The organism is Variovorax sp. J22G73 (assembly GCF_030317035.1).
Taxonomy (GTDB): Bacteria; Pseudomonadota; Gammaproteobacteria; order Burkholderiales; family Burkholderiaceae_C; genus Variovorax.
Map to the genome: position 1 here is coordinate 121,661 of NZ_JASZYK010000004.1, position 25,492 is coordinate 147,152.

The 25,492-nt window shown below is 69.8% G+C and carries 23 protein-coding genes; 15 read left to right on the forward strand and 8 right to left on the reverse strand.

Going from position 1 to position 25,492, the window contains the following annotated elements; all coding sequences use genetic code 11:
- Window positions 1–24 precede the first annotated feature (24 nt).
- From fhuE to QTI51_RS17000, 6 genes are all read right to left on the reverse strand, one after another.
- Entirely contained in the window at window positions 25–2,520 is a 2,496-nt protein-coding gene (gene fhuE, locus QTI51_RS16975) for a ferric-rhodotorulic acid/ferric-coprogen receptor FhuE (RefSeq protein WP_116909223.1), read from the reverse strand.
- A gap of 70 nt (window positions 2,521–2,590) precedes the next feature.
- Window positions 2,591–3,733 (reverse strand): FecR domain-containing protein, encoded by a 1,143-nt coding sequence (locus QTI51_RS16980; RefSeq protein ID WP_116909224.1) that lies wholly within the window; start codon window positions 3,731–3,733, stop codon window positions 2,591–2,593.
- Window positions 3,730–4,230, reverse strand: coding sequence for a sigma-70 family RNA polymerase sigma factor (locus QTI51_RS16985; RefSeq protein ID WP_116909225.1), 501 nt, complete (start codon window positions 4,228–4,230; stop codon window positions 3,730–3,732). Before QTI51_RS16985 ends, QTI51_RS16980 begins: the two co-directional genes overlap by 4 nt.
- Before the next feature lie 121 nt (window positions 4,231–4,351).
- Window positions 4,352–6,835: a TonB-dependent siderophore receptor gene (locus tag QTI51_RS16990; protein WP_116909226.1), complete on the reverse strand. Its 2,484-nt coding sequence runs from the start codon at window positions 6,833–6,835 to the stop codon at window positions 4,352–4,354.
- Between the two features lie 137 nt (window positions 6,836–6,972).
- Window positions 6,973–7,971: a FecR domain-containing protein gene (locus QTI51_RS16995; protein ID WP_116909227.1), complete on the reverse strand. Its 999-nt coding sequence runs from the start codon at window positions 7,969–7,971 to the stop codon at window positions 6,973–6,975.
- The gene (locus tag QTI51_RS17000) at window positions 7,968–8,495 is read right to left on the reverse strand and encodes a sigma-70 family RNA polymerase sigma factor (RefSeq protein WP_116909228.1); all 528 of its coding nucleotides are present in this window, start codon (window positions 8,493–8,495) and stop codon (window positions 7,968–7,970) included. Before QTI51_RS17000 ends, QTI51_RS16995 begins: the two co-directional genes overlap by 4 nt.
- 168 nt (window positions 8,496–8,663) lie before the next feature.
- Between QTI51_RS17000 and QTI51_RS17005 the strand changes: the two genes are divergently transcribed.
- Window positions 8,664–9,518, forward strand: coding sequence for an alpha/beta fold hydrolase (locus QTI51_RS17005; protein ID WP_286516125.1), 855 nt, complete (start codon window positions 8,664–8,666; stop codon window positions 9,516–9,518).
- A gap of 32 nt (window positions 9,519–9,550) precedes the next feature.
- Window positions 9,551–9,886, forward strand: coding sequence for a tRNA-binding protein (locus QTI51_RS17010; protein ID WP_116909626.1), 336 nt, complete (start codon window positions 9,551–9,553; stop codon window positions 9,884–9,886).
- Between the two features lie 25 nt (window positions 9,887–9,911).
- Here QTI51_RS17010 and QTI51_RS17015 read toward each other — a convergent pair whose 3' ends face one another.
- On the reverse strand, window positions 9,912–10,556 hold the full coding sequence (locus QTI51_RS17015) for a MarR family winged helix-turn-helix transcriptional regulator (protein WP_116909229.1): 645 nt from the start codon (window positions 10,554–10,556) through the stop codon (window positions 9,912–9,914).
- A 181-nt stretch (window positions 10,557–10,737) separates the two neighbouring features.
- Here QTI51_RS17015 and QTI51_RS17020 point away from each other — a divergent pair, with 181 nt between their 5' ends.
- The 10 genes from QTI51_RS17020 to QTI51_RS17065 all read left to right on the forward strand — a co-directional run bounded on the left by QTI51_RS17020 (window position 10,738) and on the right by QTI51_RS17065 (window position 20,903).
- On the forward strand, window positions 10,738–11,763 hold the full coding sequence (locus tag QTI51_RS17020) for an ABC transporter substrate-binding protein (RefSeq protein ID WP_116909230.1): 1,026 nt from the start codon (window positions 10,738–10,740) through the stop codon (window positions 11,761–11,763).
- A 68-nt stretch (window positions 11,764–11,831) separates the two neighbouring features.
- Window positions 11,832–12,938 carry an ABC transporter ATP-binding protein gene (locus tag QTI51_RS17025; protein ID WP_116909231.1) on the forward strand — a complete coding sequence of 369 codons (1,107 nt, stop codon included), beginning with the start codon at window positions 11,832–11,834 and terminating at the stop codon, window positions 12,936–12,938.
- Window positions 12,935–13,786: an ABC transporter permease gene (locus tag QTI51_RS17030; protein ID WP_116909232.1), complete on the forward strand. Its 852-nt coding sequence runs from the start codon at window positions 12,935–12,937 to the stop codon at window positions 13,784–13,786. The genes QTI51_RS17025 and QTI51_RS17030 overlap by 4 nt, the downstream gene beginning before the upstream one ends.
- Window positions 13,783–14,574, forward strand: a complete 792-nt coding sequence (locus QTI51_RS17035) for an ABC transporter permease (RefSeq protein WP_116909233.1) — start codon at window positions 13,783–13,785, stop codon at window positions 14,572–14,574. Before QTI51_RS17030 ends, QTI51_RS17035 begins: the two co-directional genes overlap by 4 nt.
- 42 nt (window positions 14,575–14,616) lie before the next feature.
- Window positions 14,617–15,441, forward strand: coding sequence for a polysaccharide deacetylase family protein (locus QTI51_RS17040; protein ID WP_116909234.1), 825 nt, complete (start codon window positions 14,617–14,619; stop codon window positions 15,439–15,441).
- A complete protein-coding gene (locus tag QTI51_RS17045; protein ID WP_116909235.1) occupies window positions 15,438–16,208 on the forward strand; it encodes an SDR family NAD(P)-dependent oxidoreductase in 771 nt (256 codons plus the stop codon). The genes QTI51_RS17040 and QTI51_RS17045 overlap by 4 nt, the downstream gene beginning before the upstream one ends.
- A 14-nt stretch (window positions 16,209–16,222) precedes the next feature.
- Entirely contained in the window at window positions 16,223–16,975 is a 753-nt protein-coding gene (locus QTI51_RS17050) for an SDR family NAD(P)-dependent oxidoreductase (RefSeq protein WP_116909236.1), read from the forward strand.
- 34 nt (window positions 16,976–17,009) lie between these two features.
- Window positions 17,010–18,398, forward strand: a complete 1,389-nt coding sequence (locus tag QTI51_RS17055) for an amidase (protein WP_116909237.1) — start codon at window positions 17,010–17,012, stop codon at window positions 18,396–18,398.
- Window positions 18,399–18,435: 37 nt separating this feature from the next.
- Window positions 18,436–19,431 (forward strand): tripartite tricarboxylate transporter substrate-binding protein, encoded by a 996-nt coding sequence (locus QTI51_RS17060; RefSeq protein WP_286516123.1) that lies wholly within the window; start codon window positions 18,436–18,438, stop codon window positions 19,429–19,431.
- A gap of 41 nt (window positions 19,432–19,472) precedes the next feature.
- Complete coding sequence (locus QTI51_RS17065; protein ID WP_116909239.1) at window positions 19,473–20,903, forward strand: amidase; 1,431 nt, start codon at window positions 19,473–19,475, stop codon at window positions 20,901–20,903.
- On the opposite strand, the gene QTI51_RS17070 is transcribed toward QTI51_RS17065, so the two are convergent.
- Window positions 20,904–21,836, reverse strand: coding sequence for a LysR family transcriptional regulator (locus tag QTI51_RS17070; protein WP_116909240.1), 933 nt, complete (start codon window positions 21,834–21,836; stop codon window positions 20,904–20,906). It lies immediately after the preceding gene.
- A 104-nt stretch (window positions 21,837–21,940) separates the two neighbouring features.
- Here QTI51_RS17070 and tam point away from each other — a divergent pair, with 104 nt between their 5' ends.
- The 3 genes from tam (at window position 21,941) to QTI51_RS17085 (ending at window position 25,407) form a co-directional block, all read left to right on the forward strand.
- The gene (gene tam, locus QTI51_RS17075; protein WP_116909241.1) at window positions 21,941–22,708 is read left to right on the forward strand and encodes a trans-aconitate 2-methyltransferase; all 768 of its coding nucleotides are present in this window, start codon (window positions 21,941–21,943) and stop codon (window positions 22,706–22,708) included.
- Window positions 22,709–22,813: 105 nt separating this feature from the next.
- Window positions 22,814–23,086, forward strand: a complete 273-nt coding sequence (locus QTI51_RS17080) for a hypothetical protein (RefSeq protein WP_116909242.1) — start codon at window positions 22,814–22,816, stop codon at window positions 23,084–23,086.
- A gap of 212 nt (window positions 23,087–23,298) precedes the next feature.
- Entirely contained in the window at window positions 23,299–25,407 is a 2,109-nt protein-coding gene (locus QTI51_RS17085) for a TonB-dependent siderophore receptor (protein WP_503011526.1), read from the forward strand.
- The last annotated feature ends 85 nt before the right edge of the window (window positions 25,408–25,492 follow it).

Here is a 25,492-nt window from a genome sequence, read left to right on the forward strand (position 1 = left end):
CGCCCGTTGCGACCGCCTTTTTTGTCAGAACTTGTAGCTCAGCGTGGCCACCACGTTGCGCGGCGTGCCGAAGAAGGCCTGGCCGTCGATGTTGCTGTAGTACTTCTTGTTGAAGAGGTTTTCGATGTTCAGCTGCAGCGACAGCTTCGGCGAGAACGCGTAGCGCGCCATCAGGCTCACGACGGCGAAGGAGCCCTGCTGGTAGCGCAGGTCGACGTCGCCCACGGTGTACGGCGAGTACATGCGGTTCTGCCAGTTGACGCCGCCGCCCACGGTGAGCCGCTGCCAGCTGCCCGGCAGGCGGTAGGTGGTGAACAGCGTGGCCTGCGTGGTCGGCATGGTGGGGTTGATGCGCACGCCGTCGCCGTCGCGCCCCAGGGTGCGCGAGATGCCCGCGCTCAGTTGCCAGCCGGGCGCCAGCTCGCCCGAGGCCTGCAGCTCGATGCCCTTGCTGACCACGCCGCGCGCGCCGTAGTAGGCGCCGTCGGTGGAGTTGGGCACCAGCCGCGTGCCGTCGCGCTGCGCCACGTTCTCCTGCTCGGCGCGGTACAGCGCCACCGAGGTGTTGAGCTTGCCGCCCAGGTGCTCGCCCTTCACGCCCACCTCGTAGCTCTTGCCGGTGACGGGGTCGAGGTAGTTGCCGCTGGCGTCGCGGTAGTTCTGCGGCTGGAAGATGTCGGTATAGCTCGCGTACACCGAGTAGCTCTCGCTCAGGTCGTACACCAGCCCGGCGTAGGGCGTGAACACGTCGTGGCGGCGCGTGGCGCTGTCGTCGGCGGTCTGGCGGTTGGAGCGCCAGCTGTTCTGCCGGCCGCCCACGATGAGCTTGAGCGAGTCGGCCAGCGACAGCCGCGCCGCGCCGTAGTAGCCGGTCTGCCGCGTCTTGGTGACGGCCGAGACGTTCAGCGCGCCCCAGGTCGGCTCGGGGTACGCGCCGTTCCATTCGTAGAAGTTGCCCGTGGAAGGCAGCGCGCTGGTGCGCGGGTGGTTGGCCTCCGCGTAGCGCGACTGGCTGTTGGTCATGCCCACCACCAGCTCGTGCTTGCGGCCCAGCAGCTCGAAGGGGCCGGTGGCCTGCAGGTCGAGGCTGTTCTGGCGGAAGGCGTGCTCGAAGTAGCCGGGCAGCGAGCCCAGCCCGGTGCCGGTGAGGCGGTCGAGGTCGCCATACAGGTACAGCAGCTTGGCGTTCTGCTTGCTCTCGCGGTGCGAGGCGTTGACCTTGAGCTTCCAGCCGTTGTCGAAGCGCTGCGTGAGGTTGGCAAAGCCCGTGGTGGTGGTGGTGTCCCAATGCGTCCAGGGCGTGCCGATGGTCTTGGAACTGTCCCAGCGCGTGGGGGTGCCGTCGCTGAAGGTCAGCGGCAGGCCGCCCCAGGTCGACGAGGTGGGCCGGTTGGCCTGAGAGTCGATGCCCACGCTCAGCGTGGTGTCGGGCGTGAGGTCGGCGTCGACCACGCCGTACAGCACGTGCTTGCGGCCGTGGTACATGTCGATGAAGGAGTCCTTGTCTTCCGTCATGCCGATGACGCGCGCGCGCACGCGGCCGTCTTCGCTCAGCGGGGCCTGCAGGTCGACGGTGGCGCGGCGCAGGTTCCAAGAGCCCAGCGCCAGCGAGGCGCTGCCCGCGAACACCTTGCTGTCGGCGTGCTTGCGCACCAGGTTGACCGAGGCCGAGGGGTTGCCCGCGCCGGTCATCAGCCCGGTGGAGCCGCGCACCACCTCGATGCGGTCGTACAGCACCGGGTCGTTGTTGGAGGCGCCGAAGAAGTCGGTGGTCACCGTGGTGGGCACGCCGTCGTACTGGTAGTTGTCCACGTAGAAGCCGCGCGAATACAGGTCGGTGCGGTCGCTGTCGGAGCTCACGGCGAACACGCCGGGCACGCTCTTCATGGCCTGGCCGAGCGACAGCAGGTTCTGGTCGTCGATCTGCTGGCGCGTGAGCACGGTGACCGACTGCGGCGTGTCGCGCAGCGACAGCGACAACCCGGTGGCCGCCGCCGTGGCGGGCGTGGTGTACGAGCCGGTGCCCTCGGTGGTGCCGCTGCGGTCGGCGTCGGCCACCACGGTGACGGGCAGCAGCGTGTCGACGCCGGGTGGCGTGCCGGCTTGTGCACCTGCTTGCGCGCCGGGCTCGCGGCGGCTCAGCGTGTAGTTGCCGTCGGTGCGCGCCACCACCTGCAGGCCGCTGCCGGCGAGCAGGCGCTCGACGACTTCGCGCGCGGTGTAGCGGCCCGAGACGGCCGGGCTGCTGCGCCCTTGCGTGAGCGCCGGGTCGAACGACAGCGCGATGCCGCTGCCGACGGCGAAGCTCGCGAGCGTGCGGCCCAGCGGGCCGGCTGGAATGTCGTAGGCCTTGGCGGTGGGGGCGTCCAGCGACACCGCGCCAGCGGCGAAGGCGGGCAGCGCGGTGCCGGCCATGCCGACCGCACCGCCCAGGGCGAGCGCCATCAAGGCATGGCGAAGGGCGGTGTTCAGGCGGCGCTCTGCGGGCGGGCGCAAGGCGGTCGGACGGGATGCGGACATGGAAACGGGCCTTTCGGTTGGGCAAGGGTGAGGTCTTCACCTTCCTTGCCAGCCGAAACGAAAAAAAGTCTCACCCGTTGGTCGAAATATTTTTGGCGGTGCGTGATGCGCTACGTGATGCGGCGCCCGTTGCAGCGCCCGTGACCGCATCGGTCTCCACCCGCGGCACCAGCGTGACCCAGTAGCCGCGCAGCCGCGTCACCGCATCCACCGGGTAGGTCGACACCAGCATCTGCAGCACGCGGTCGGTGTCGTCGATGGGGAAGGCGCCCGAGATGCGCAGGTTGGCCACGGCCGCGTCGCACTGCAGCGCACCGGACCGGTAGCGCGACAGCTCGGCCGCGAAGTCGGCCAACCGCATGCCGTCGGCCAGCAGCATGCCTTGCGCCCAGGCCACGCCGGCTTCGTCGGCGGGGGTGGCGGCGTCGATGGCGTCGGCCCTGAAGCGCGCCTGCTGGCCCGCGGGAACCACGCGCGACGCGGCCCCGCGCGGCGCGATGCGCACCGCGCCTTCGAACACCGCGATGTGCGTGGCGCCGTCTTCCTTGCGCACGCTGAAGCGCGTGCCCAGCGCCTGTGCCGTGCCGCTGCCCGTCGCCACGCGGAACGGGCGATGCACGGCGGCGGTGTCGGGCGCGGTGGTGATCAGGATTTCGCCCGCGTGCAGCACCACAAGGCGCTGCGCCGCGTCGAAGCGCACATCGACCGCGCTCGCGGTGTTCAGCACCAGGCGGGTGCCGTCGGCCAGGCGCAGTTCGCGGCGCTCGCCGGTGGCGGTGCGGTGCTCGGCCGTCCAGCCGCGCTCGCTCGCCAGTTGCCAACCCAGCCAGCCGGCGGGAACGGCCGCGAGCAAGGCGGCGAGCCGGCCGATGGCTGCGCGGCGCCCACCAGCACCAGCACCAATGCCAGTGCCCGTGCCAGAGGGCCGCGCGAGCGACGGCATGGCCAGCGCGGACGGCAGGCCGCCGAACTTGTTCATCAGCAACTCGGCGCGCGCCCAGGCACGCGCGTGGTCGGGGTGGCTCTGGCGCCAGCGCTCGCAGGCGCGGCGGTCGGCGTCGGTGGCGGCGCTGTCGTGCAGGCGCATGAGCCACTCGGCGGCCTCGTCGAGAACGTGCGGAGCAATCGGTGCAAGCGGCGCAAGCGACTGGGGCGCTGGCGGGGCGTGGGGATGCACGGGCGCGTCGAAGGCCGCGGACTTGCCCGCGCTCATTCCATCACCGCCAGGCAGCCGCGAAAGCCCTGCTGCATGTAGCGCTTGACGCTCGCCAGGGACACGCCGAGCTCGCGCGCGATGTCCTCGTATTTCATGCCCTCGATCTGCGACAGCAGGAAGGCGCGGCGCGCCAGCGGCTTCAGCGCGTCGAGCATGGCGTCGATCTCGTGCAGCGTCTGCAGGATGAGCAGGCGCTGCTCGGGCGAGGGCGCCTCGGGCTCGGGCATGACGGCCAGCGCCTCGAGGTAGGCGCGCTCCAGCGCCTGGCGCTGGTACCAGTTCACCAGGATGTTCTTCGCCACGCTCGTGAGGTAGGCGCGCGGCTGCGCGATGACCTCGGGGTTGCGCGCGGTGAGCAGGCGCGCGAAGGTGTCTTGCGCGAGGTCGGCCGCGTCGAACGAGTTGCCGAGCTTCTTGCGCAGCCACGACTGGAGCCAGCCGTGGTGGTCGCTATAGAGGGTGTGGACTTGCTGGAAGGCGGCTTCGGCAGACATCGTTCGGCAAGGGGCGAGCGGCGCGGCGGCCGGGCTGCCCCTCACAAATAAGAATTATTCTCATTGTAGACAAAAGTTGTCCGCCCTCCCCTGCCCTTCCACCGTCCGACGCCTCGCCCGCTCAGAGCTTCGGCGTGTACTTCACCGTGAACATCACGTTGCGCGGATCGCCGTAGTTGTTGTTGCCGTTGGTCTCGTTGAACGCCGGGATGTAGTAGCGCTTGTCGAAGACGTTGTTGATGTTCACCGCCAGGCTCACCTCCGGCGTGGCCTGGTACGCCAGCCGCGCGCTCCACACCGTGAAGCCCGGCACCTTGAACGAGCGGTCGTAGCCCAGCGTGCCGGTCTGCACCGTGAAGCCGCCGCCCACGCTGAGCTTGCTCCACGCGCCCGGCAGCTGGTAGCTGCTCCACACGCGCAGCATGTGCTTGGGCGTCCACTGGCTGAACACCTGGCCCTGGTTGTCCGGGTCTTCCAGGAACTTGGTGGTGTTGTAGGTGTAGCCGGCCGTGAGCTGCAGGCGCGGCGCGATCTCCCCGCTCACCTCGGCCTCGAAGCCTTCGCTGCGCACCTTGCCCGACGACTTGTAGCAATACCAGTCGTCGCAGGCGTAGCCGCTGTCGTAGTCGGTCACGGCGCGGTTGCGGTGGTCGTAGCGGAACAGGGCCAGCGAGGTGTTCAGCCGCCCGTCCATCAGCTCGCCCTTCAGGCCCAGCTCGTAGTTGCGCCCGGTGATGGGCTTGAGCGGCTCTCCGCCCTTGGCCAGTTCGGTTTGCGTCTCGAACACCTCGGTGACGCTGCCGTAGGCCGACCACTGCTTGTTCAGCGCATACACCAGGCCCACGTACGGCGTGATCTTGCCGTTGGTGGTGACGGTGCTGCGGGTGTTGCGCGTGTTGTCCGCGTACAGGTAGTCGTACCAACTCGCGCGCGCCCCGACGATGGCCGTGAGCGGCTCCGCCAGCCTGGCGCGCCAGGTGCCGTACACGCCCGACTGGCTGATGTCGTAGTAGGTGAAGCTCTTGGTGCCGCCGGCCGCGATGATGGTCTGGTAGCTCTGCGCCGGGCGGTCGTGGTCGATGGCGAAGATGTTGCCGCCGTTGCTGAAGCGGCGCCCGAAGCGGTCGCTCGAGGTGAACTTGGCGTAGTTCGCGCCCACGGTCACGTCGTGCTCCATCGACAACGCATTGAAGCGCCCGCGCAGGTACACGTCGAGGCCCGACTTCTTCGAGTCGAAGAGGTTGTCCCAGTCGGCGAAGCTCAGGCCGCTGCCGTCGGGCTGCACGTCGCCGTGCATGCGCTGGTGCTGCGAGGTGTTCTTCTCGTTCATGCCCAGCACCGAGGCCTTGAGCTTCCAGTTGTCGTTGAAGCGGTGCTCCAGGTCGGCGTACACCGTGGTCTGGTCGAGCGAGTGGCTGTTCCACAAGGCGCCGGTGTACACCGAGCGCGGCAGGCCGATGTCGGTGCCGTCCGGAAAGCGCGGAAAGCCGCGCAGCATCGGCCGGCCGCGGCCCTGCTGGTCGCTGATGCCGAAGCCGACCGTGGTGTCGGGCGACACGTCGTAGTCGATGGCCGCGTACAGCGAGCGCGTGTTGCCCCACACGAAGTCGGTGAACGAGTGGCTGCGGTCTTCGTCGATCACCACGCGCCCGCGCAGCGTGCCCTCGGCGTTGAGCGGGCCGCCCGCGTCGAGCTGCGCGCCGTAGTGGTCCCACGAGCCGACCTTGCCGGTGAGCGTGAGCGTCTTCTCGGCCTGGCCGCGCTTGCGCACCAGGTTCACCGCCCCGCCCGGGCTGCCGGTGCCCTGCAGCAGGCCGGCGGCGCCGCGCAGCACCTCGACCCGGTCGTAGAAGGCCAGGCCTTCGGTGGCCCAGTTGCCCAGCGAATACCAGTTGCGCGGCACCGGCACGCCGTCGTACTGCCAGGCGTCGATCTGGAAGCCGCGCGACGACAGCACCGTGCCCGGCCCCACGCCCTTCACGCCCACCAGCCCGGTGACGGCGTTGGCCGTGTCGCGCAGGTCGATCAGGCCCTGGTCGTCCAGGCGCTGGCGTGTGACCACGCTGACCGACTGCGGAATGTCCTTCAACGCCTGCTCGCCCTTGCCCAGCGTGACGGCGCGCGCGGTGTACGAGCGCGTGCCTTCGGTGGTGGCGCTGCGCTCGGCCTCGGCCACCACGGTGACGGGCGCCAGCGTGGTGTTGCTGGCGCCGCCATCGCCACCACCACCGCCCACGGTGGAAGGGCGCAGTGCATACGAGCCGCCCGCGCCGCCCGCCGCCTCCAGGCCCGAGCCCGCCAGCAGGCGCGCGAAGCCTTCGCGCACCGCATGGCTGCCCTGCAGGCCGGGCGACCTGCGGTTCTGCACCAGGGCCGACGGCATGGTGATGCTCACGCCCGCCGCGGCGGCGAAGCTGGAGAGCGCTTCGTCCAGCGGGCCGGGCGCGATGTTGTATGGCTTGCGTGCATCGGCTTGCGCGGCCGATGCATCCGCCGGCGCGGCCTGTGCAGCTGCGTTGCCCGCGGCGCACGCCATGGCCAGCAGCGCGCCGTGCACCGCGCGCGAGAGGTGGGAAGGAAAGGGAAGCGGTCGGCGACGGGCCATGAAATGTTCTCTCGCAAAGAAGGTGAAGTTGCTGTTCCTCAAGGCTTCACACGCGAGAAAACGAAAAGGGACACTGCAGCGCAAAAAAATTTCGACGCCCGCCTGCAACGCAGCGCAGCGCAGCGCGGCGCGACGCTTCAGCCGCCGGGCGCCACCACCGTCACCCAGTAGCGGGTCCTGAAGAGCACGTCCACCGGCAGGGCCTGCGGCAGGCTGTCGAGCACGGGGCCGGTGTCGTCGAGCTGGAACACGCCCGACACGCGCAGCCCGGCCACCGCCGGGTCGCAGCGCAACACGCCCGGGCGATAGCGGCCCAGTTCGGCAAGAAAGTCGTGCAGCCGCATGTTCTTCGCGCGCAGCACGCCGCGCGACCAGTCGTCGGCCTCGGGCCCGACCGGCTCGACCACGCCGACCGCGCTGGCGGAGAAGCCCGCCTGCTCGCCGGCGCGCAGCACCACGGCCACGCCGCGCGCGTCGCCGGGCCGCACCTCGACCGCGCCTTCGAGCACCGCGACATGGCTGCGCTTGTCGTCGTGCTGGCGCACCACGAAGCGCGTGCCCAGGGCGCGCAGCCGGCCCTGCGCGGTCTCGACCACGAACGGGCGGTAGGCCGGGTCGCCGGAGGCCACGCTGTCGGGCGCGGTGTCGACCAGGATCTCGCCCGCGCGCAGGCGCACCAGGCGCAGCGCGTTGTCGTAGGCCACGTCGATGGCCGTCGCGGTGTTCAGCCGGATGCGCGTGCCGTCCGGCAGGCGCACCTCGCGGCGCTCGCCGGTGGCGGTGCGGTGGTCGGCCAGCCACTCGCGCGCGGGCGAGGCACGCCACGCGAGCCAGCCCGCGGGCGCCGCGGTGAGCAGCACGGCCAGCGCCTTGACGGCGGTGCGGCGGTCAGCGCGCGTGGTGCGGCTGTCAGCGCGGGCTGTTCGCCCCAGTGCCGGCATCGCGAGCCCGCCCGGCAGCATGCCGAACTTGCGGCTCACCTGCTCGGCGCGCTGCCACGCGGCCTCGTGCGACGGGTCGGCCTCGCGCCACCGCGTCCAGCGCGTGTGCTCGGCCGGCGTGGTTTCGCCCGACTGCATCAGGAAGAACCACTGCGCCGCCTGCAGGGCGACGTCCTTGTCCACCGCGGCGCTCATTCCACCAGCAGGATGCAGCGCGCCATCGCCTCGGCCATGTAGCGTTTCACCGTGCGTTCGCTGACCGACAGCTTCAGCGCGATCTCGGCATAGCCCAGCCCTTCGAGCTGCGCCATCAGGAAGGCCTGGCGCACCGGCGGCGCCAGGCCGTCGAGCATGGCGTCGATTTCCTGCAGCGTCTCGAGGATGAGCGCCTGCTGCTCCGGCGACGGTGCCAGCGGCTCGGGCATGGCGCCCAGCGCGTCGAGGTAGGCCTGCTCCAGCGAGCGCCGGCGGTACAGGTTGGCCAGCAGCCGCTTGGCGACCACCGTGAGGTAGGCGCGCGGCTCGCTCAGCTGCCAGTCGCCCTGCTTCTCGGGCGTGTGGTCGGGCGCGGCCAGGATGCGCACGAAGGTGTCCTGCGCCAGGTCGGCCGCGTCGAAGGCGTTGCCGAGCTTCTTGCGCAGCCAGCCCTGCAGCCAGCCGTGGTGGTCGCTGTAAAGCGCGTGGATATGCGGATGGTGAAGGGCGGAATCGGCGGCCATTGGCAAACAGGTCGGGCGGATCGAACGGGTCGGCGGGGTCGGCCGGATCGCCGGCCACTCCAAATAAGAACTGTTCTCATTTTAGAGGCATGAAACGATCGGACCCGGGCACGCGCTTCGCTAGCATTCGACGACCCTCCCGGACTCCTTCGACGAAAGACTTCTTCCATGCCAGACACATCGGCCCCGTCCCTTCCACCCACCCGCACCCTGGCCCTCGGCAACCTGCGCATCGCCGTGCGCGAAAGCGCGGGCCAGGGCCCCGCCGTCTTGCTGGTGCACGGCAACTCGTCGTCCTCGCGCGTCTGGCAGCGCACGCTCGATGGCGCGCTCGGCCGCAAGTACCGCATCGTCGCCATCGACCTGCCCGGCCACGGCCAGTCGAGCGACGCGCCCGAGGCCGAGCGCGCCACCACCTACAGCATCCCCGGCTACGCCGAGGTGATCCGCCAGGTGGTCGAGCAGCTGTCGCTGCAGCGCGCGGTGGTCGTCGGCTGGAGCCTCGGCGGCCACGCCGCGCTCGAGGCCAGCCCCGAGCTGCCGCAGGCCGCGGGCTTCATGATCTTCGGCACGCCGCCGCTGCCCTATCCGCTGCCGGCCGACCTGCAGGGCGCTTTCCTCAAGCTCGGCCTCGGCTTCGAGAAAGACTGGAGCGAGGCGCAGGCCCGCGAGTACGTCGCCGACTTCCTGGTGCCCGGCGGCAGCGGCCCCGGCTTTCTGCTGGAAGACGCCGTGCGCACCGACGGCCACGCGCGCGCCGCGCTGGGCGCGAGCATCGGCACGCTCGGCTACCGCGACGAGCCCGGCATCGCCGCGACGATGACGCGCCCGCTGGCCGTGCTGCACGGCGCGCAGGAACAGATCGTCGGCCTGCCCTACCTGCAGGCGATGGCGCCGTCGATGCCCACGCTGTGGCGCCACGAGGTGCAGGTGGTGGGCGATGCCGGCCACGCGCTGCAATGGGAGCAGCAGGCGCGCTTCGAGCAGCTGCTCGACGCCTTCGTCACATACTGCCAGCCGTGAGCGAAGACGCGAACGACGCCGCACCCGCGGCGATGCCGCTCATCGAATGGGGCGACTTCGCCAAGGTCGAGCTGCGCGTCGGCCGCGTGCTCTCGGCCGAGCCGCTGCCCAAGGCGCGCAAGCCCGCCTACGTGCTGCAGGTCGACTTCGGCGCGCTCGGCGTGAAGAAGTCGAGCGCGCAGATCACCGACCTGTACCAGCCCGCGGAGCTGGTCGGCAAGCTGGTGGTGGCGGTGGTGAACTTTCCGAAGAAGCAGATCGGCTCGCTGATGTCCGAATGCCTGGTCACGGGCTTTCACGACGCGGACGGGCATGTGGCGCTGTGCGTGCCGGAGCGCGAGGTGCCGTTGGGCACGCGGCTGTTCTGAGCCTCCAGCGCAGAAGCTCAATCGCTCAGTCGTTCTTCGTTCGCACGACGTGGCCCGGCTCGGGTCCCGTCTCCGGCGCGTTGCCCGTCATCATCGCGCCCAGCAGGTTCGACAGCACATCGCGCTGCGTGGTGTCGAACATGCGCAGCAGGTGCAGCTCCGCCGCCGCGTGCCGCGGCATCGCTTCGTCGGCCAGGCGGATGCCCTTGGCCGTGAGCTTGACCAGCACGCCGCGCCCGTCGTTCGGATCGATGGAGCGCTTGACCCAGCCCTCTTTCTCCAGCCGCTTGAGCAGGTTCGACAACCCGCCCGAGGTGAACAGCAGCGTGCTCTGCAAGCGCGACGGCGACAGCCTGTAGGGCGCGCCCGCCACGCGCAAGGTGGCGAGCACCGCGTACTCCTGGTACTTCATGCCGAAGGGCTCCAGCACCTGGTTCAGCGTGCGCAGCACCACCTCTTCGAGCCGCAGCAGCCGCCCCACCACCGACTTGCCGCTGCTGTCGATGTCGGGCCGCTCGCGCCGCCATTGCCGGATGCCGCGCTCGACCAGGTCGGCGCCCTTTTCCACCGGCGCTTCATCGAAGGGGACGACGACCTCCGCGGCAGCGTCGCCGCGCTTCGCATCGCCTTGGGGCGGACGTCGATTCGATGCTTCTTTCTTGTGCGGCATGACGTGATTTCCATCCAGGTTGATGCCCTTGCGCCGCCGTTGTGGTGCAGCGCGGCGGCGCGGGTTGGTCCCTATCTTAAATGCCTTGCATTTATCTTTTGCGAAAGATAAAGTGAATTGCAACGCAGCTGACCAGCCCTTTGTCCCGGATCTTTTTGGGTTTTCCCCACAGGAGCTCTTCATGAAAACCATGTTCTCGCGCTGTCTCGTTTCCGGCTTCGCGGCCCTGCTTTTCTCGGGCGCCGCGCAGGCCGAAGAGCTGGTGGTCGGCATCTTCGGCGGATCTTTCGCCGAAGACTCCAAGACCTGCCACATCGCGTCGTTCGAGAAGAAGACCGGGGCCAAGGTCGCGCTCAAGCTGGGCAGCTCCTCGCAGTTCGCGGCGTCCATTCGCGCGACCGGCGGCAAGTCGGACTTCGACGTGGTCTACATCGACAACTCGCTCGCCGCGCAACTGAAGAATGAGAAGCTGCTCGAAACCATCGACAAGGGCAAGCTCACGCACGCCGCCGAAGTCTCGCCCCGCGCGCTCGACAAGGACGGCCAGTACGTGGTGTTCATGACCGGTGCCACCGTCATCGTTTACGACACCAAGCAGATCAAGACACCGCCCACCTCCTGGGCCGACCTGGCCAAGCCCGAGTACGACGGCAAGCTCGCCATCGGCGACATCAGCGGCACCTCGGGCTCGCAGTTCCTCATGGCGCTCAACCGCATGAAGGGCGGCACGCTCGCGAACATGGACGCGGGCTTCGCGGCCATCAAGCCGATCGCCAAGTCGTCGGTCACGCTCTACACGCAGGCCGACCAGATCGTGTCGCTGTTCGAGCGCCAGGAAATCGCCGCGGCCGTGTGGTACCCCGACCGCGCCGGCTCGGCCATCGACAAGGGCCTGCCGCTGGCCATCGTGTACCCGAAGGAAGGCGCGGTCGGCATCCTGCCCGCGCTGGTGATACCCAAGGGCGCGAAGTCGCCGGCGCTCGCGCTGAAGTACATCGACGAGGTGCTGTCCAAGGAAGGCCAGACCTGCTTCGCCGAGCGCAAGTACGCGGGCCCGGTCAACACGCAGGTCACGCTGAGCGACAAGGCCGCGAAGATCGTTCCGTACAAGGCCACCTTCGACAATCTGTGGCTGCCAGAGCCCGAGGCGGTGGCGAAGTCGCTGCCCGACTGGACCAAGCGCTGGCAGCGCGAAGTGGCGCGCTGAGTCGCCACGGCACCTTCTTCCATCGCCCTCCACCGCCTTCCACCGCCACCGCTGCAGGACCGACCCACATGCCGGCACTCACGCTCGACCGCCTCGAGAAACGCTACCCCGGCACCGCGGGTTCCACCGGCCACGTCGCCGCGCAATCGGTCTCGCTCTCGGTGCATGACGGCGAGTTCATCTCCCTGCTCGGCCCCTCGGGCTGCGGCAAGACCACCGTGCTGCGCATGGTGGCGGGCCTGATCGAGCCGACCGGCGGACGCATCCTGGTCGACGGGCGCGACATCACGGCGCTGCCCACCAACAAGCGCAACATCGGCCTGGTCTTCCAGTCGTACGCCTTGTTCCCCCACATGAGCGTGTTCGAGAACGTCGCCTTCGGCCTGCGCCGACAAGGCATCCAGGGCAGCGAGCTGAAGCAGCGCGTGGACCAGGCACTGGCCAGCGTGCGCCTCTCCGCGCTCGGCGACCGCAGCCCCCGGCAGCTCTCAGGCGGCCAGCAGCAGCGCGTGGCAGTGGCGCGATCGATTGCGCCGCGCCCCAGCATCCTGCTGTTCGACGAGCCGCTGTCCAACCTCGACGCCTCGCTGCGCGACGAGATGCAGATCGAGCTCAAGCGCCTGCAGCGCGAGGTGGGCATCACCACGCTGTTCGTTACGCACGACCAGGGCGAGGCCATGTCGATGTCCGACCGCGTGTGCGTGCTCGCGCACGGCGTGGTGCAGCAGTTCGACACGCCCGAGGCCATCTACCACCGCCCCGCCACCGGCTTCGTCGCGAGCTTCATCGGCCGGCCCAACCGCCTCGCGGGCCGCGTGGTGCGCTCGCCCGAAGGCGCGGCGGCGGTGCGGCTGAACGACGGGCCGGTGCTCGCGGCCACGGCGGCCGAAGGCATGGCGCAAGGCACGGCGGTCGACGTGGTGGTGCGCCAGGAAGACATCCGCTTCGCCGATGCGACAGCGGCGCATGGCCCCATGCTCTCGGGCCGCGTGGCCATGCGCTCCTTCGTCGGCTCGCGCGTGCAGTACCTGCTGGCCTTCGGCGCCACCGAGCTCATCGCCGAGGCGCTCACCAACGGCCCGCACGCCGGCCTGGCGGTCGACGCGCCGGTGCGCGTGTGCGTGGCGCCGCAGCACGTCTACGTGACCGCGGCCACCGACCGGGGCGCGGCATGACACCGCGCAACATCACCGGCACGCTGCTGGCCTCGCCGCTGCTGCTCGTGCTGCTGCTCGCCTTCGTGGCGCCGGTGCTGCTGATGGTGCCGCTGAGCCTGCACCCCTACGAGCCGGGCACCGGCATCTCCGCCGGCTGGACGCTGGCCAACTACACCAGCATCGTCACCGACGAGTACTACCGCGAGGTGGTGGTGCGCACGCTGGTGCTGGGCTTCGGCGTGACGGCCATCTGCCTGCTGCTGGGCTACCCGCTGGCGTACTACATCGCCAACGCGGGCCCACGGATGCGGCTCACGCTCACGATGCTGGTCATCTTTCCGATGCTGCTGAACCTGGTGGTGCGCTCCTTCGGCTGGATCGCGCTGCTGGCCAACCGCGGGCTGCTGAACAACCTGCTGATGGACATCGGGCTGATCGAGCGGCCCATCAAGATGATGTTCAACCTGTTCGGCCTGCTGGTAGGCATGTCGCACATCTTCCTGCCGTTCATGGTGCTCATGCTGGTGCCGGCGATCCAGGCGATCTCCAAGGACGTGCAGGCCGCCGCGTACACGCTGGCCGCGAGCCGGTTGCGCGTGTTCTGGTCGATCACGCTGCCCATGAGCGCGCCAGGCATCCTGTCAGGCTCCATCCTGGTGTTCGTGCTGACCATCAGCGCGCTGGTCACGCCGCGCATGCTGGGCGGGCCCACCTACAAAGTGATGGCCACGCTGATCTACGACGACTTCCTGCAGACGCTCGACTGGCCCGCGGGCGCGGCCATGTCCTTCGCGCTCACCGCGCTCACGCTGGTGGTCATCGGCGTGTCGGGCCGCGTGCTCAAGCGCTGGGGAGGCCACGCATGAGCCTCGAGAACAGAAAGCAGCCGCTGCTCGCGGCCACCGCCATCGCGGTGGTGGTGTTCCTGCAGGTGCCGGTGCTGGTGGTGGTGCTGGCGGCCTTCAGCAAGACGGCCTACCTCACGATTCCGCCCAAGGGCCTGACCTGGCACTGGTTCGATGTGGTGCTGCGCGACCCCGAGTACCTCGGCGCCGCCTGGACCAGCCTGTGGCTTGCCGCCGCCTCCACCGCCGCCGCGCTGGTGCTGGGGCTCGTCGCGGCCTACGCCATCCACCGGCGCATGGTGCCCGGCGCGGGAGCGCTCACCGCGCTGTTCATGGCGCCGCTGATCCTGCCTTCGGTGGTGCTCGGCGTGGCGCTGCTGCAGTACTACACGATGACCGGGCTGCGCGGCAACTCACTGGGCCTGTGGCTGGCGCATGTGGTCATCACCGTGCCCTACGTGGTGCGCGCCAGCCTGGGCAGCCTGTCGGCCGTCGACGAGTCGCTGGAAGACGCGGCGCGCGTGCTGGGCGCCAGCGGCTTCACCAGCTTTCGGCTGGTCACGCTGCCGCTGGTCAAGCCCGGGCTCGTCGCGGGCGGGCTCTTCGCCTTCATCACCTCGCTGGACAACGTGCCGGTTTCGGTGTTCCTGCTGTCCGCCAGCCAGACCACGCTGCCCGTGAAGATATTCACGTCGGTCGAGCAGGGCGTGGACCCCAGCGTGGCCGCCGTGTCCACCCTGCTGATCGTGACCACCGGCGTGGTTCTGGTGCTTGCCGAGCGATGGACGGGTTTTCACAAGCACGTCTGAGCACCCTCCTCTTTCCCACCTCATTCGCCAAGGAGTTTTTCGATGCCGACCACGAGCAAAGGCTTTCCGCTCATGCTGACCTTCGACCTCGACGCGGAGACCATGTGGACCGGCCGCGACCCCGCCAACGCGCAGCGCCCCATCCTCATGTCGCAGGGCGCCTACGGCTGGAAGGTGGGCATGCCGCGCATCCTCGCGTTGCTGGCGCGCTACGGCATCAGCGCGACCTTCTTCATTCCCGGCGAAGTGGCCGACAAGCATCCCGACCTCGTGCGCGAGGTGGTCGACAAGGGCCACGAGGTGGCGCACCACAGCTACAGCCACCGCTGGATCGTCAACCTCAGCCCCGCCGAAGAGCGCGACGAAATGGACCGCGGCATGGAAGCGCTCACGCGCCTGGCCGGCACCCGACCGCGCGGCTGGCGCTCGCCGGCGGCGGAGTTCAGCAGCATCACGCTCGACCTGATCAAGGAGTACGGCTTCGACTACTCCTCGAACTTCTTCGACGACGACTCGCCCTACCTGCTGCAGATCGGCGGCGAGCGCACCGACATCGTGGAGCTGCCCTTTCGCTGGGTGCTCGACGACGCGCCCTTCTTCCAGTACTCGATCACGCTGCCGGGCCGCACGCTGCAGGCACCTTCCACCGTGCTGGAGGCCTGGACCAGCGAGTTCGACATGCTCTACGCCGAAGACCGGATGATGATGGTCGGCATGCACCCGCAGATCATCGGCCAGCCCTCGCGGCTGAAGGTGCTCGAAGGGCTCATCGAGCATGCGCTGGCGCACTCGGGCGTGTGGATCGACCGCTGCGACCGCATCTCCGACGACATGCGCCCGCGGCTGAAGGCGGCGGTCGCGGCATGACCACCGCCTTGCCCACGGCCATGCGCCTGCTGGTGAGCGGCGGCGCCAGCGGCATCGGCTTCGCGGTGGCACGGCTCGCGGTGGAACGCGGCGCTCGCGTGGTGCTGCTCGACCGTGACGCGCCGCGCCTGCAGGCCTGCATCGCCGAGCTGGGCGAACTCCGCGCGGCCGCCCTGCCGCTGGTGTGCGACGTGACCGATTCGCCCGCCGTGAAAGCAGCGGTGAACCACGCCGCCCAGTGGCTGGGCGGCCTCGACGCGCTCGTCAACTCCGCCGGCGTCGATTCGCTCAAGCCGCTGGAGCAGACCGACGACGACGAATGGGCCCGCACGCTGGCCGTCAACCTCACGGGCCCCATGCTGATGTGCCGCGCCGCCATGCCGCACCTGCGCGCGGCCGGCGGCGGCAGCATCGTCAACATCGCCTCGGGCGCCGGCCTGCGGCCGTTGCCGAACCGCACCGCCTACTGCGCCACCAAGGCCGCGGTCATCATGTTCGGCAAGGCGCTGTCCATCGAGGCCGCGGCGGACGGCATCCGCGTGAACGCGGTGTGCCCCGGCGCCATCGACACGCCGCTGTTTCGCACCAGCTACGAGAACGACAGCGACCCCGCGGGCACGCTCGACCGGATCCGCCAACGTTACGCCCTGGGCCGCATCGCCGCGCCCGAGGAAGTGGCCGAGGCCGTGCTCTACCTGAGCGGCCCCGGCGCCAGCTACATCACCGGCACCGCGCTGGCGGTGGACGGCGGGCGCACCTTCCACTGAAAGGCGGCACAGCCATGGGCTTCGACCAACGCATCGCCGTCGTCACCGGCGGCGGCCAGGGCATCGGTGCCGCCACGGCGCTCGACCTGCTCGGCCAAGGGGCGCGCGTGGCCGTGCTCGACCTGGACTGCACCCCGCTCGCGCAGCAACTCGCCGCGCGGCCCGACGCCGCCGCGCGCTGCCTGTGCGTGGCGGGCGACTGCACCGATGCCACCGTGGTCGCGGCCTTTTTCGACCGCGTGGAAGGCAAGCTGGGCCCGGTCGACATCCTGTTCAACAACGTGGGCCAGAGCGCGCGCGAGCGCGGCGGCCTGTTCACCGAATCGAGCGAGGCCGTGTGGCGCTTCGTCATCGAGGTGTCGTTGATGACCACGCTGCGCGCGTCGCGCCGCATCGCGCCCGGCATGAAGGCACGCGGCTTCGGCCGCATCGTGAACATGAGCACCGACGCGGCCTTTGCCGGCGACGTCGGGCTGGCCGACTACGCCGCCGCCAAGATGGGCGTGGTGGGCTTCACGCGCTCGCTGGCGCGCGAGCTGGCGCCGCACGGCGTCACGGTGAACGCCGTGTGCCCCGGCGCCATCCGCACCCGCGCGCACGACGGGCTGCGCCCCGAGGTGCTCGCGAAGATCGTCGCCGACACGCCCGCCGGCTTCGTCGGCACGCCCGAAGACGTGGCCGCCGCCGTGCGCTTCCTGGCGAGCGACGAGGCGCGCTTCATCACCGGCCAGACGCTGCTGATCGACGGCGGGCGCTGGATGCTCTGAGCCTCGCGGCTCCCCTCTTTCGAAGGACACGACCATGGACCTGATGGACCACAGCGCGCGCGACCTCGCCGCGCTGATCCGCACCCGGCAAGCCTCGCCCGTGGAGGCGGTGCGCGCGGCGCTCGCGCGCATCGAGGCGCGCCGTGAACTCAACGCCTTCATCACCGTGACGGGCGAGCAGGCGCTGGCCGATGCGCGCCGCGCCGAAGCCGCGGTGGTGGCCGGCGAGGCGCTGGGCCCTCTGCATGGCGTGCCCTATTCGGTGAAAGACCTCACGCTCACATCCGGCGTGCGCACCACCATGGGCTCGGCCATCTACCAGGACTTCGTGCCGAAGGAAGACGCCGTGGCGGTGGCGCGCGCCAAGGCCGCGGGCGCCATCCTCATCGGCAAGACGACCACGCCCGAGTTCGGCCACAAGCAGGTGCCGACAGCGCCGCTGTTCGGGCGCACGCTGAACCCGATCGATGCGCGCTACACGCCCGGCGCGTCCAGCAGCGGCGCGGCCGTGGCGGTGGCGGCCGGCCTGGGCTCGCTCGCGCTGGGCACCGACGGCGGCGGGTCCATCCGCATTCCGGCCTCGTGCTGCGGCATCGTCGGGCTCAAGGCCACGCTGGGCGTGGTGCCCAACCTGCAGGCGCCCGACCTGTACTCGGCCAACTCCTTCACCGGCCCGATGGCACGCGACGTGGCGGACACGCAGCTGCTGTTCGACACGATCAAGGGCTTCGACGCGCGCGACCCTTACGGGCAGGTCGCCTCGCTGCCGCAGCGTGCGTTGCCTCCGTCACTGCCCACATCGCTGCGCGGCCTGCGCGTGGCGTGGCTGCCCACGGCGGGCAACCCCGTCGACCCCGAGGTCGAGGCCGTGACCACCGCCGCCGTGCGCGCGATGGAACGCGAAGGCGCGGTCGTGGAAACCGTGCTGCTGAACTTCGTCGCGCTGGAGCGCCACTTTCTGGTGGTGCTGCAGTCGATGCTCGCCGCGCGCGTGGGCGCGAACCTGGAACGCTTCGGCGACCGGCTCGACGCCACGCTGGTCGACGCCGTGCACAAGGGGCGCCGCCACAGCGCGGTCGACCTGCACGAGGCCACCTTCGCCAAGACGCGCTGCTTCGCCGAACTGCAGGCGCTGTTCGAGCGCTTCGACGTGCTGGTGTCGCCCACCGTGTCGGCACCGCCGCTGCCCATCGACATGGACGTGAGCGGCGAAATCGAAATCGGCGGCAAGCCGGCCGGCACCATCCGCGGCGCCTGGTACCCGTACACCTACCCGATGAACCTCACGGGCCACCCGGCGCTCTCGATGCCCTGCGGCAAGAGCACGGCGGGCCTGCCCATCGGGCTGCAACTCGCGGGGCGCTGGTACGACGACGATTGCCTGCTGGCCATTGCAGCGCTGGTCGAGCAGGCGCTCGGCTGAGCGCGTCTTTTCTTTTCCTTCATCTCGAGGTCTTTCCATGCGCCCGCTCCTGCCTCTTCTTCGCACCCTTGGCGTTGCCGCCGTTGCCGCAGCCGCTCTTCACACCGCGCACGCCGAACTGCCGCCGGGCCTCGCGGGCGGCAACCTGAAGATCGTCGTGGGCTACGCCGCCGGCGGCGCGGCCGACACGGTCGCGCGCCTGTATGCCGAACAGCTGAAAGACGCGGGCTTCGGCAGCGTGCTGGTCGACAACAAGCCCGGCGCCTCCGCGCGGCTCGCGTGGGACGTGGTGAAGAAGTCGAAGCCCGACGGGCTCACCGTGTACCTCGCACCTTCGCCGCTGCTCACCATCCTGCCGCTGACCTACAAGAGGCCCGGCTACGACGCCGAGAAAGACCTGGCCCCGGTCGCGCTGCTGGTGGAGATTCCCACCGCGGTGGTCACCGGCGCCTCGCAGCCCTACAGCTCGATGAAGCAGTACGTCGAGTGGGCCAGGCAGAACCCGAAGAAGGCCTCGCTGGGCCTGGCGACCATCGGCAGCTCCGGCCACCTGGGCGCCTTCGCGCTGGGCAAGGCGCAGGGCTTCGAGGTGACGCCCGTGGCCTACCGCGGCGCCTCGCCGATGCTGGTCGACGTGGTCGGCGGCGAACTCTCGATGGGCTGGGACGCGGCAGCCAGCATGATGCCGCTCTACAAGGGCGGCAAGATCAAATTCCTCGGCCTGAGCGGCGACAAGCGCCTGCCCGCGCTGCCCGATGTGCCGACGGCCAAGGAGCAGGGCTTTCCTGAATTCGTCGCTGCGACGAGCTGGTACGCCGTGTACGCACCGACCGCCACGCCGCCCGCGGCACTGGCCGCGCTGGAGCGCAGCTTTCTCGCCGCGGCCGCCCGGCCCGAACTCGCGCGCAGCCTGGAGGCCGCGGGCCTGGTCGCCCATGCCGAAGGCCGCGCCGAGCTGGCCCAGCGCGCGCAGCGCGAGCGCAAGAGCTGGGAGCCCATCGTCAAGGCGGCGGGCATCGTGGTGGACGAGTGAATGAATGAACAAGTGAACGCGCGACGCACCGGACAACGACCATGACCGACGACACCCTCTGCTTCACCCCCGCCACCGAACTCGCGGGCCTGCTCCGTGCCCGCCAGCTCTCCCCCGTCGAGCTGGTCACTGCCGTGCTCGCGCGCGCCGAGCGCCTGCAGCCGGTGCTGAACTGCTTCGTCACCCTCGTGCCCGAACGCGCGCTGGCCGAGGCGCGCCGCGCGGAAGAAGACATCGTCTCGGGCAGGCCGCTGGGCAGCCTGCACGGCATTCCCTTCACCGTGAAGGACCTGGTCAACACCGAAGGCGTGCGCACCACCTTCGGCGCGGTGATCCACCGCGACAACGTGCCCACCGAAGACGCGGTGAGCGTGGCGCGGTTGCGCGCCGAAGGCGCCATCCTCATCGGCAAGACGACCACGCCCGAGTTCGGCTCGGGGCCGATGACCAACTCGCCGCTGTTCGGCAGCACCTGCAACCCCTGGGACCTGTCGCGCACCAGCGGCGGTTCCAGCGGTGGTGCCGCGGCAGCCACGGCGGCGGGCATCGCGCCGCTGGCGGTCGCGACCGACGGTGGCGGCTCCACGCGCATTCCCGCCGCGTGCAACGGCGTGGTGGGACTGAAGCAATCGAACGGCGTCATTCCGCACAGCCAGGCACAGGACCTGTTCGGCAACCAGACCTACGTGACGCCGATGACGCGCACCGTGGCCGACACCGCGCTGATGCTGCAGGCGATGGCCGGTGCGTCCGCGGTGGACCCGTGGTCCATCGGCCTGCGCGCGCACGACTACGTGGAAGCCGCGCGCCGCCAGGGCGACCTGCGCGGCCAGCGCGTGCTGTACTGCCTGTCGCCGCCGGGCCGGCCGGTGTCGCGCGACGTGACGGAGGCTTTTTCAGCGGCGCTGCAAACGCTCGCGTCCCTGGGCGCGACGCTGGAGCCCTTCGACGGCGACGGCTTCGACGTGGAACCCATCTGGCGCGCCATCAACCACACGGTATGGCGCGCGCGCTTCGCGCCGCTGGTCGACAAGCACCCCGACAGCTTCAGCGAGACCTTCAGGCGGCAGATTGCCTCAGCCGCCAGCGTGAGCGGCGTCGAGTACCAGGAGGCCATGTTCGCGCGCTCCGCGTTGTTCAAGCGCGTGCAGGGCCTGTTCGACACGGCCGACCTGCTGGCCATGCCCACGCTGACGCGCTCGGCGCTGCCGCTGGCGCAAGACCTGTTCGCCGACATCGACATCGACGGCCAGCGCTTCGGCAACGTGCGCGCGCACTGGTACCCGTGGACCATGCTGTTCAACATGACCGGCCACCCCGCGGTGAGCCTGCCCTGCGGCTTCGGCCGTGACGCGATGCCGCTCGGGCTGCAGCTGGTCGGGCGCTTCCAGGGCGATACCGAGCTGCTGCAGGCGGCCAGCCAGTTCGAGGCGGCGTCGGACTTCAGCGCGCGCCGACCGCCAGGGCTTTGATCAGGCCCGGCGCTTCTTGTTGATTCCCCGCGCCGGCCTTGCCGACCTTGCCGCTTCCGCCGCGATCAGGTCGTACAGCGCCTGCGCCGCCGGCGACAGCCGCGCCGTGCGCCGCGTCATGAGCACCAGCGTGCGCGACACGCGCGGCTCTACCAGCTCGATGGTCTTCAGCCCCGGGTATGCGCCCTTCTGCAGCGCCAGCCGCGGCACCACCGCCGCGGCCACGCGCTCGGCCACCAGGCCCACCGCCGTCGAGCTGCGCTGCACCTCGTAGAAGGCCTGCAGGCTCGCGCCGGCGGCGCCCAGCGCCACGTCGAGCAGCGGGCGGTTCTCGCTCGCCTGGCCCGCGAAGATCAGCGGGTGCGCCTGCAACTGCCGCCAGGCCACGCGCCGGCGCCCGGCCAGCGGGTGCGACGCATGGCAGACGAGCACGTACTCGTCTTCGATGAGCGGCACGCTCGTGAGTTCGGGCGAATGCGCGCCCGCCATGCCGATGCCGAACTCCACCTCGCGGTGCAGCACCGCATGCGCCACGGCCGACGACGAGTGGTCGAGGATCTTGATGCGGTTGTGCGGATGGCGCGCCGAGTAGGCCTGCATGATGCGCGGCAGAAACTGCACGCCCGCCGTGGGCACGCAGGCCATCGACACGTCGCCGCGCTCGGCCTTGCCGGTCTCGCGGATTTCCAGCAGCGAATCCGACAGCTCCACCAGCAGCCGCCGCGCGCGCGGCACGAAGTCGCGCCCGATGGTGGTGAGCGACACCGAGCGCGTGGTGCGCTCCACCAGCGCCACGCCCAGGAAGTCTTCCAGCTTGCGCAGCCGCTGCGTGATGGCCGTCTGCGTGACGTTGAGCGCATCGGCCGCCGCCTGGAAGCCGCCTTCGTCGGCGATGGCCACGAAAGCCTGGATTCCGAGGATGTCGATCTTCATCAGATTTATGAATCAATGGCCAGAATAAATTCATTTTACGAACGGCGGGTGCCTCGGCACACTGCGGCCACCACAGCAGGAAGCTGCCCACAAAGGAACCCCCGATGACCTGGTCCGCCAAGCAATACAGCGCCTTCGAAGAAGAACGCACACGACCGGTCCGCGACCTGGTCGCGGCCATTTCGCACAGCGAACGCCCGGTGCGTGTCGCCATCGACCTGGGCTGCGGCCCGGGCAACTCCACCGAGGTGCTGGCGCAGCGCTTTCCCGATGCGGCCGTGAGCGGCATCGACAGCTCCGACGACATGATCGACGCCGCCACAAGGCGCATGCCCCACGTGCCCTTCGCCGTGGCCGACATCGCCACCTGGCGCGCCGCGCAGCCGATGGACGTGATCCTGGCGAACGCCTCTCTGCAATGGCTGCCCGACCACGCCACGCTGTACCCGCGGCTGGCGGCACAGCTCGTGCCCGGCGGGCAGTTGGCCATCCAGACGCCCGACAACCTCGAGGAGCCCGCGCACCGGCTGGCGCGCGAGGTGGCCGCGGACAAGGCCTTTGCCGAGCGCATCGGCGCGGTGCGGCATCCGCCGCGCCACGGCGCCATCGACTACTACGCGATGCTGCGCCCGCACTGCAGCCGCGTGGACGTGTGGCGCACGACCTACTACCACCCGCTGGCCGATGCCGCCGCGGTGGTCGAGTGGTTCAAGGGCTCGGCGCTGCGGCCTTACCTGGCGCTGCTCGACGCGGGGCAGCAGGCCGCGTTCCTCGCGCGCTACCAGGAGGCGATTGCGCAGGCGTACCCGGCGCTGGCGGACGGCAGCGTGCTGTTGCCGTTCCCGAGGTTGTTCATCGTCGCCACGCGCTGAACGGGCGCCGAACAGAGGGCCGTGCAGGCGGCCTTTCAGGCGGGCGCTCTTTTTTTCTCCCAGATCGCTGCGGATCATCGGGCCTTCCCTATCTACGGTCCCACCATGTCCCAGCCTTCCAAAGCCACCTACGTCGACGACCTGCATGCCCCGCAGGTGTTCGCGGACGATGTCTCGGGCTACTGGGTCAACGCGGGCTGCGTCCACATCACCCTGGATGCCAGCCGCGTCGACCACAGTTCCGACCGCTGCAGCGTCACCCGCGTCGCGGCGCTGCGCCTCACCCTGCCGATTCCGATCGCGCAGGTGCTGGCCGTCAACCTGTACGACTTCCTGAAGCAGCGCGGCCTGGCGCCCGCGCCCGGCAACGGGCACTGACAGGTAAAGCCCCGGCAAACGCGGCCGGGCCGGGCGGCGGAAGGGCCGGCTTCCCAAATTTCTACGAGATGCGCCACCAAGATGAGAGCCATTCTTATCTACAGAGTGAGCCACCGTTGAACCCCAGACGCCCCGACACCCTTGCCTCCGCGGCGAGCCTTTCCCTCTCCTCCCTCTCCTCCCTCTCCTCCCTCTCCTTCGCGCGCGCTACCGTGCTGGTGCTGTGGGCCGCCACGCACGGCGGCCGGGCCCTGGCGCAAGACGCGCAAGACGCTCCGGTGGCCCAGGCCAGGGACGCCAGCGCGCTGCCGACCGTGACCGTCACCGCCGACACGCCCGAAGATTCGCAGCAGCACCTGAACGCGAAGGTGAGCAGCGGCGCGCTGGGCGCCCGCTCGCAGCTCGACACGCCCTTCTCCACCACCGTGGTGCGCAGCGACGACATCGCCGAGCGGCAGGTGTCCAAGCTGGGCGACGTGTTCGCGCTGGACGCCTCGGTGTCCGACAACAGCGGCGCCTACAACAGCTGGGCCAGCTACATCACCGTGCGCGGCCTGCCGCTGGACTGGCAGAACGGCTACCGCATCGACGGCCAGCCCTTTCTCAGCTACGCCATCACGCTGCCCTACGAGCACTTCGAGCAGATCGAGCTGCTCAAGGGTTCGTCGGGCTTCATGTACGGCTTCGGCACGCCGGGCGGCATCGTGAACTACGTGACGAAGAAGCCGACCGACACGCCGGTGCGCAGCATCGAGGTCGGCTACAAGACCGCCGGCATCTGGAGCGAGCACATCGACCTGGGCGGGCGCTTCGGCGCGGACGACCGCTTCGGCTACCGGCTGAACGCCACGCACGAGGAAGGCAAGACCTACAACGACGGCAACGTGCGCCGCGACTCGGTATCGCTCGGGCTGGACGCCAGGCTGACCGACAAGCTCACCTGGAACTTCGATTCGCTCTACCAGAAGCGCAACGCCACCGGCCAGACACCGTCGATCTACACGGGCAGCTACACCGGCACCAGCCTGCCGGCCACCATTGCCGCGAACAACGCCGGCCTGGTGGGCCCGGGCCAGCACCTGGCCACCGACTTCACGATGTTCTCCACCGGGCTGCAGTACCAGCTTTCGCCCGACTGGACACTGGCCACCAGCTACAGCCACAGCAGCGCCGCGCGCAGCCGCAACGAAAGCATCGCCTACCTGCAGGACGCCAGCGGCAGCTACGACGACTACCGCTACGACGGCGCCGAGAGCCACCGCTTCAACCAGTGGCAGGCCATGGCCACGGGCAAGGTACGCACCGGCAGCTACGAGCACCAGCTGACGCTGGGCGCCTCGTGGCAGAAGCAGGTGAACGACTACAGCGCCAACAGCGTCTACCAGTTCATCGGCACCGGCAGCATCTTCGGGCAGAACACCAACGGCTACGAGAGCACGACCGCCTTCGCGCGCTACCGCCCCAGCGACATCACGCAGCGCGCGGTGTTCGCCAGCGACACGCTGAAGCTGTCTGAGCAGTGGTCCGTGCTGGGCGGCCTGCGCAGCACCGACTACACGCAGAACGGCTACGACACCACCGGCGCGCAGAACGCCAGCTACCGCAAGAACGGCGTGCTCACGCCCACGCTGGCGCTGATGTTCAAGCCCGCACCCGACACCACGCTGTACACCAGCTACGTCGAGTCGCTGGAGGCGGGCAGCACGGTGAGCAACCTGTACGCCAACGACGGCGAGCTGCTCAAGCCGCTGAAGAGCCGCCAGTACGAGCTGGGCCTGAAGACCGAGCGCGACCGCTGGAGCGCCACGGCGGCGCTGTTCCGCATCGAGCGCGGCGCGGAATACGCCAACAGCGCCAACGTGCTGGTGCAGGACGGCCAGTCGATCTACCAGGGCGCGGAGCTCGGCGCCTCCACGCGGCTGGGTTCGCAGTGGCAGGTCGGCGGCAACCTGATGCTGCTCGACAGCGCGTACCGGCGCGGCAGCAGCTACATCGGCAACCGCGTGGCAGGCGCGCCGAAGCTGGTCGCAACGGCGCAGGTGTCCTACGACGTGGCCCAGGTGCCGGGGCTGAAGCTGTCGGCCGACATGAAGTACACCGGCGCCACCATGCTCGACGCGGCCAATCGCCTGAGCGTGCCCGGCTACACGGTGGCGAACATCGGCGCGAGCTACGTCACGCGCCTGGGCGGGCACCCCACCACCTTTCGCGCGGCCATCAACAACGTGGCGAACCGGCGCTACTGGGAGTACCAGTACGACAGCTACATCAAGCCCGGCGACCCGCGCACCTTCAGCCTGAGCGCCAAGCTCGACTTCTAGGCGCGATGAACCCGCTGTTCCACCGCGTCGCGCGGCTCGCCTGCGCGGCGCTGTGCACGTGCACGTGCACGTGCACGTGCACGTG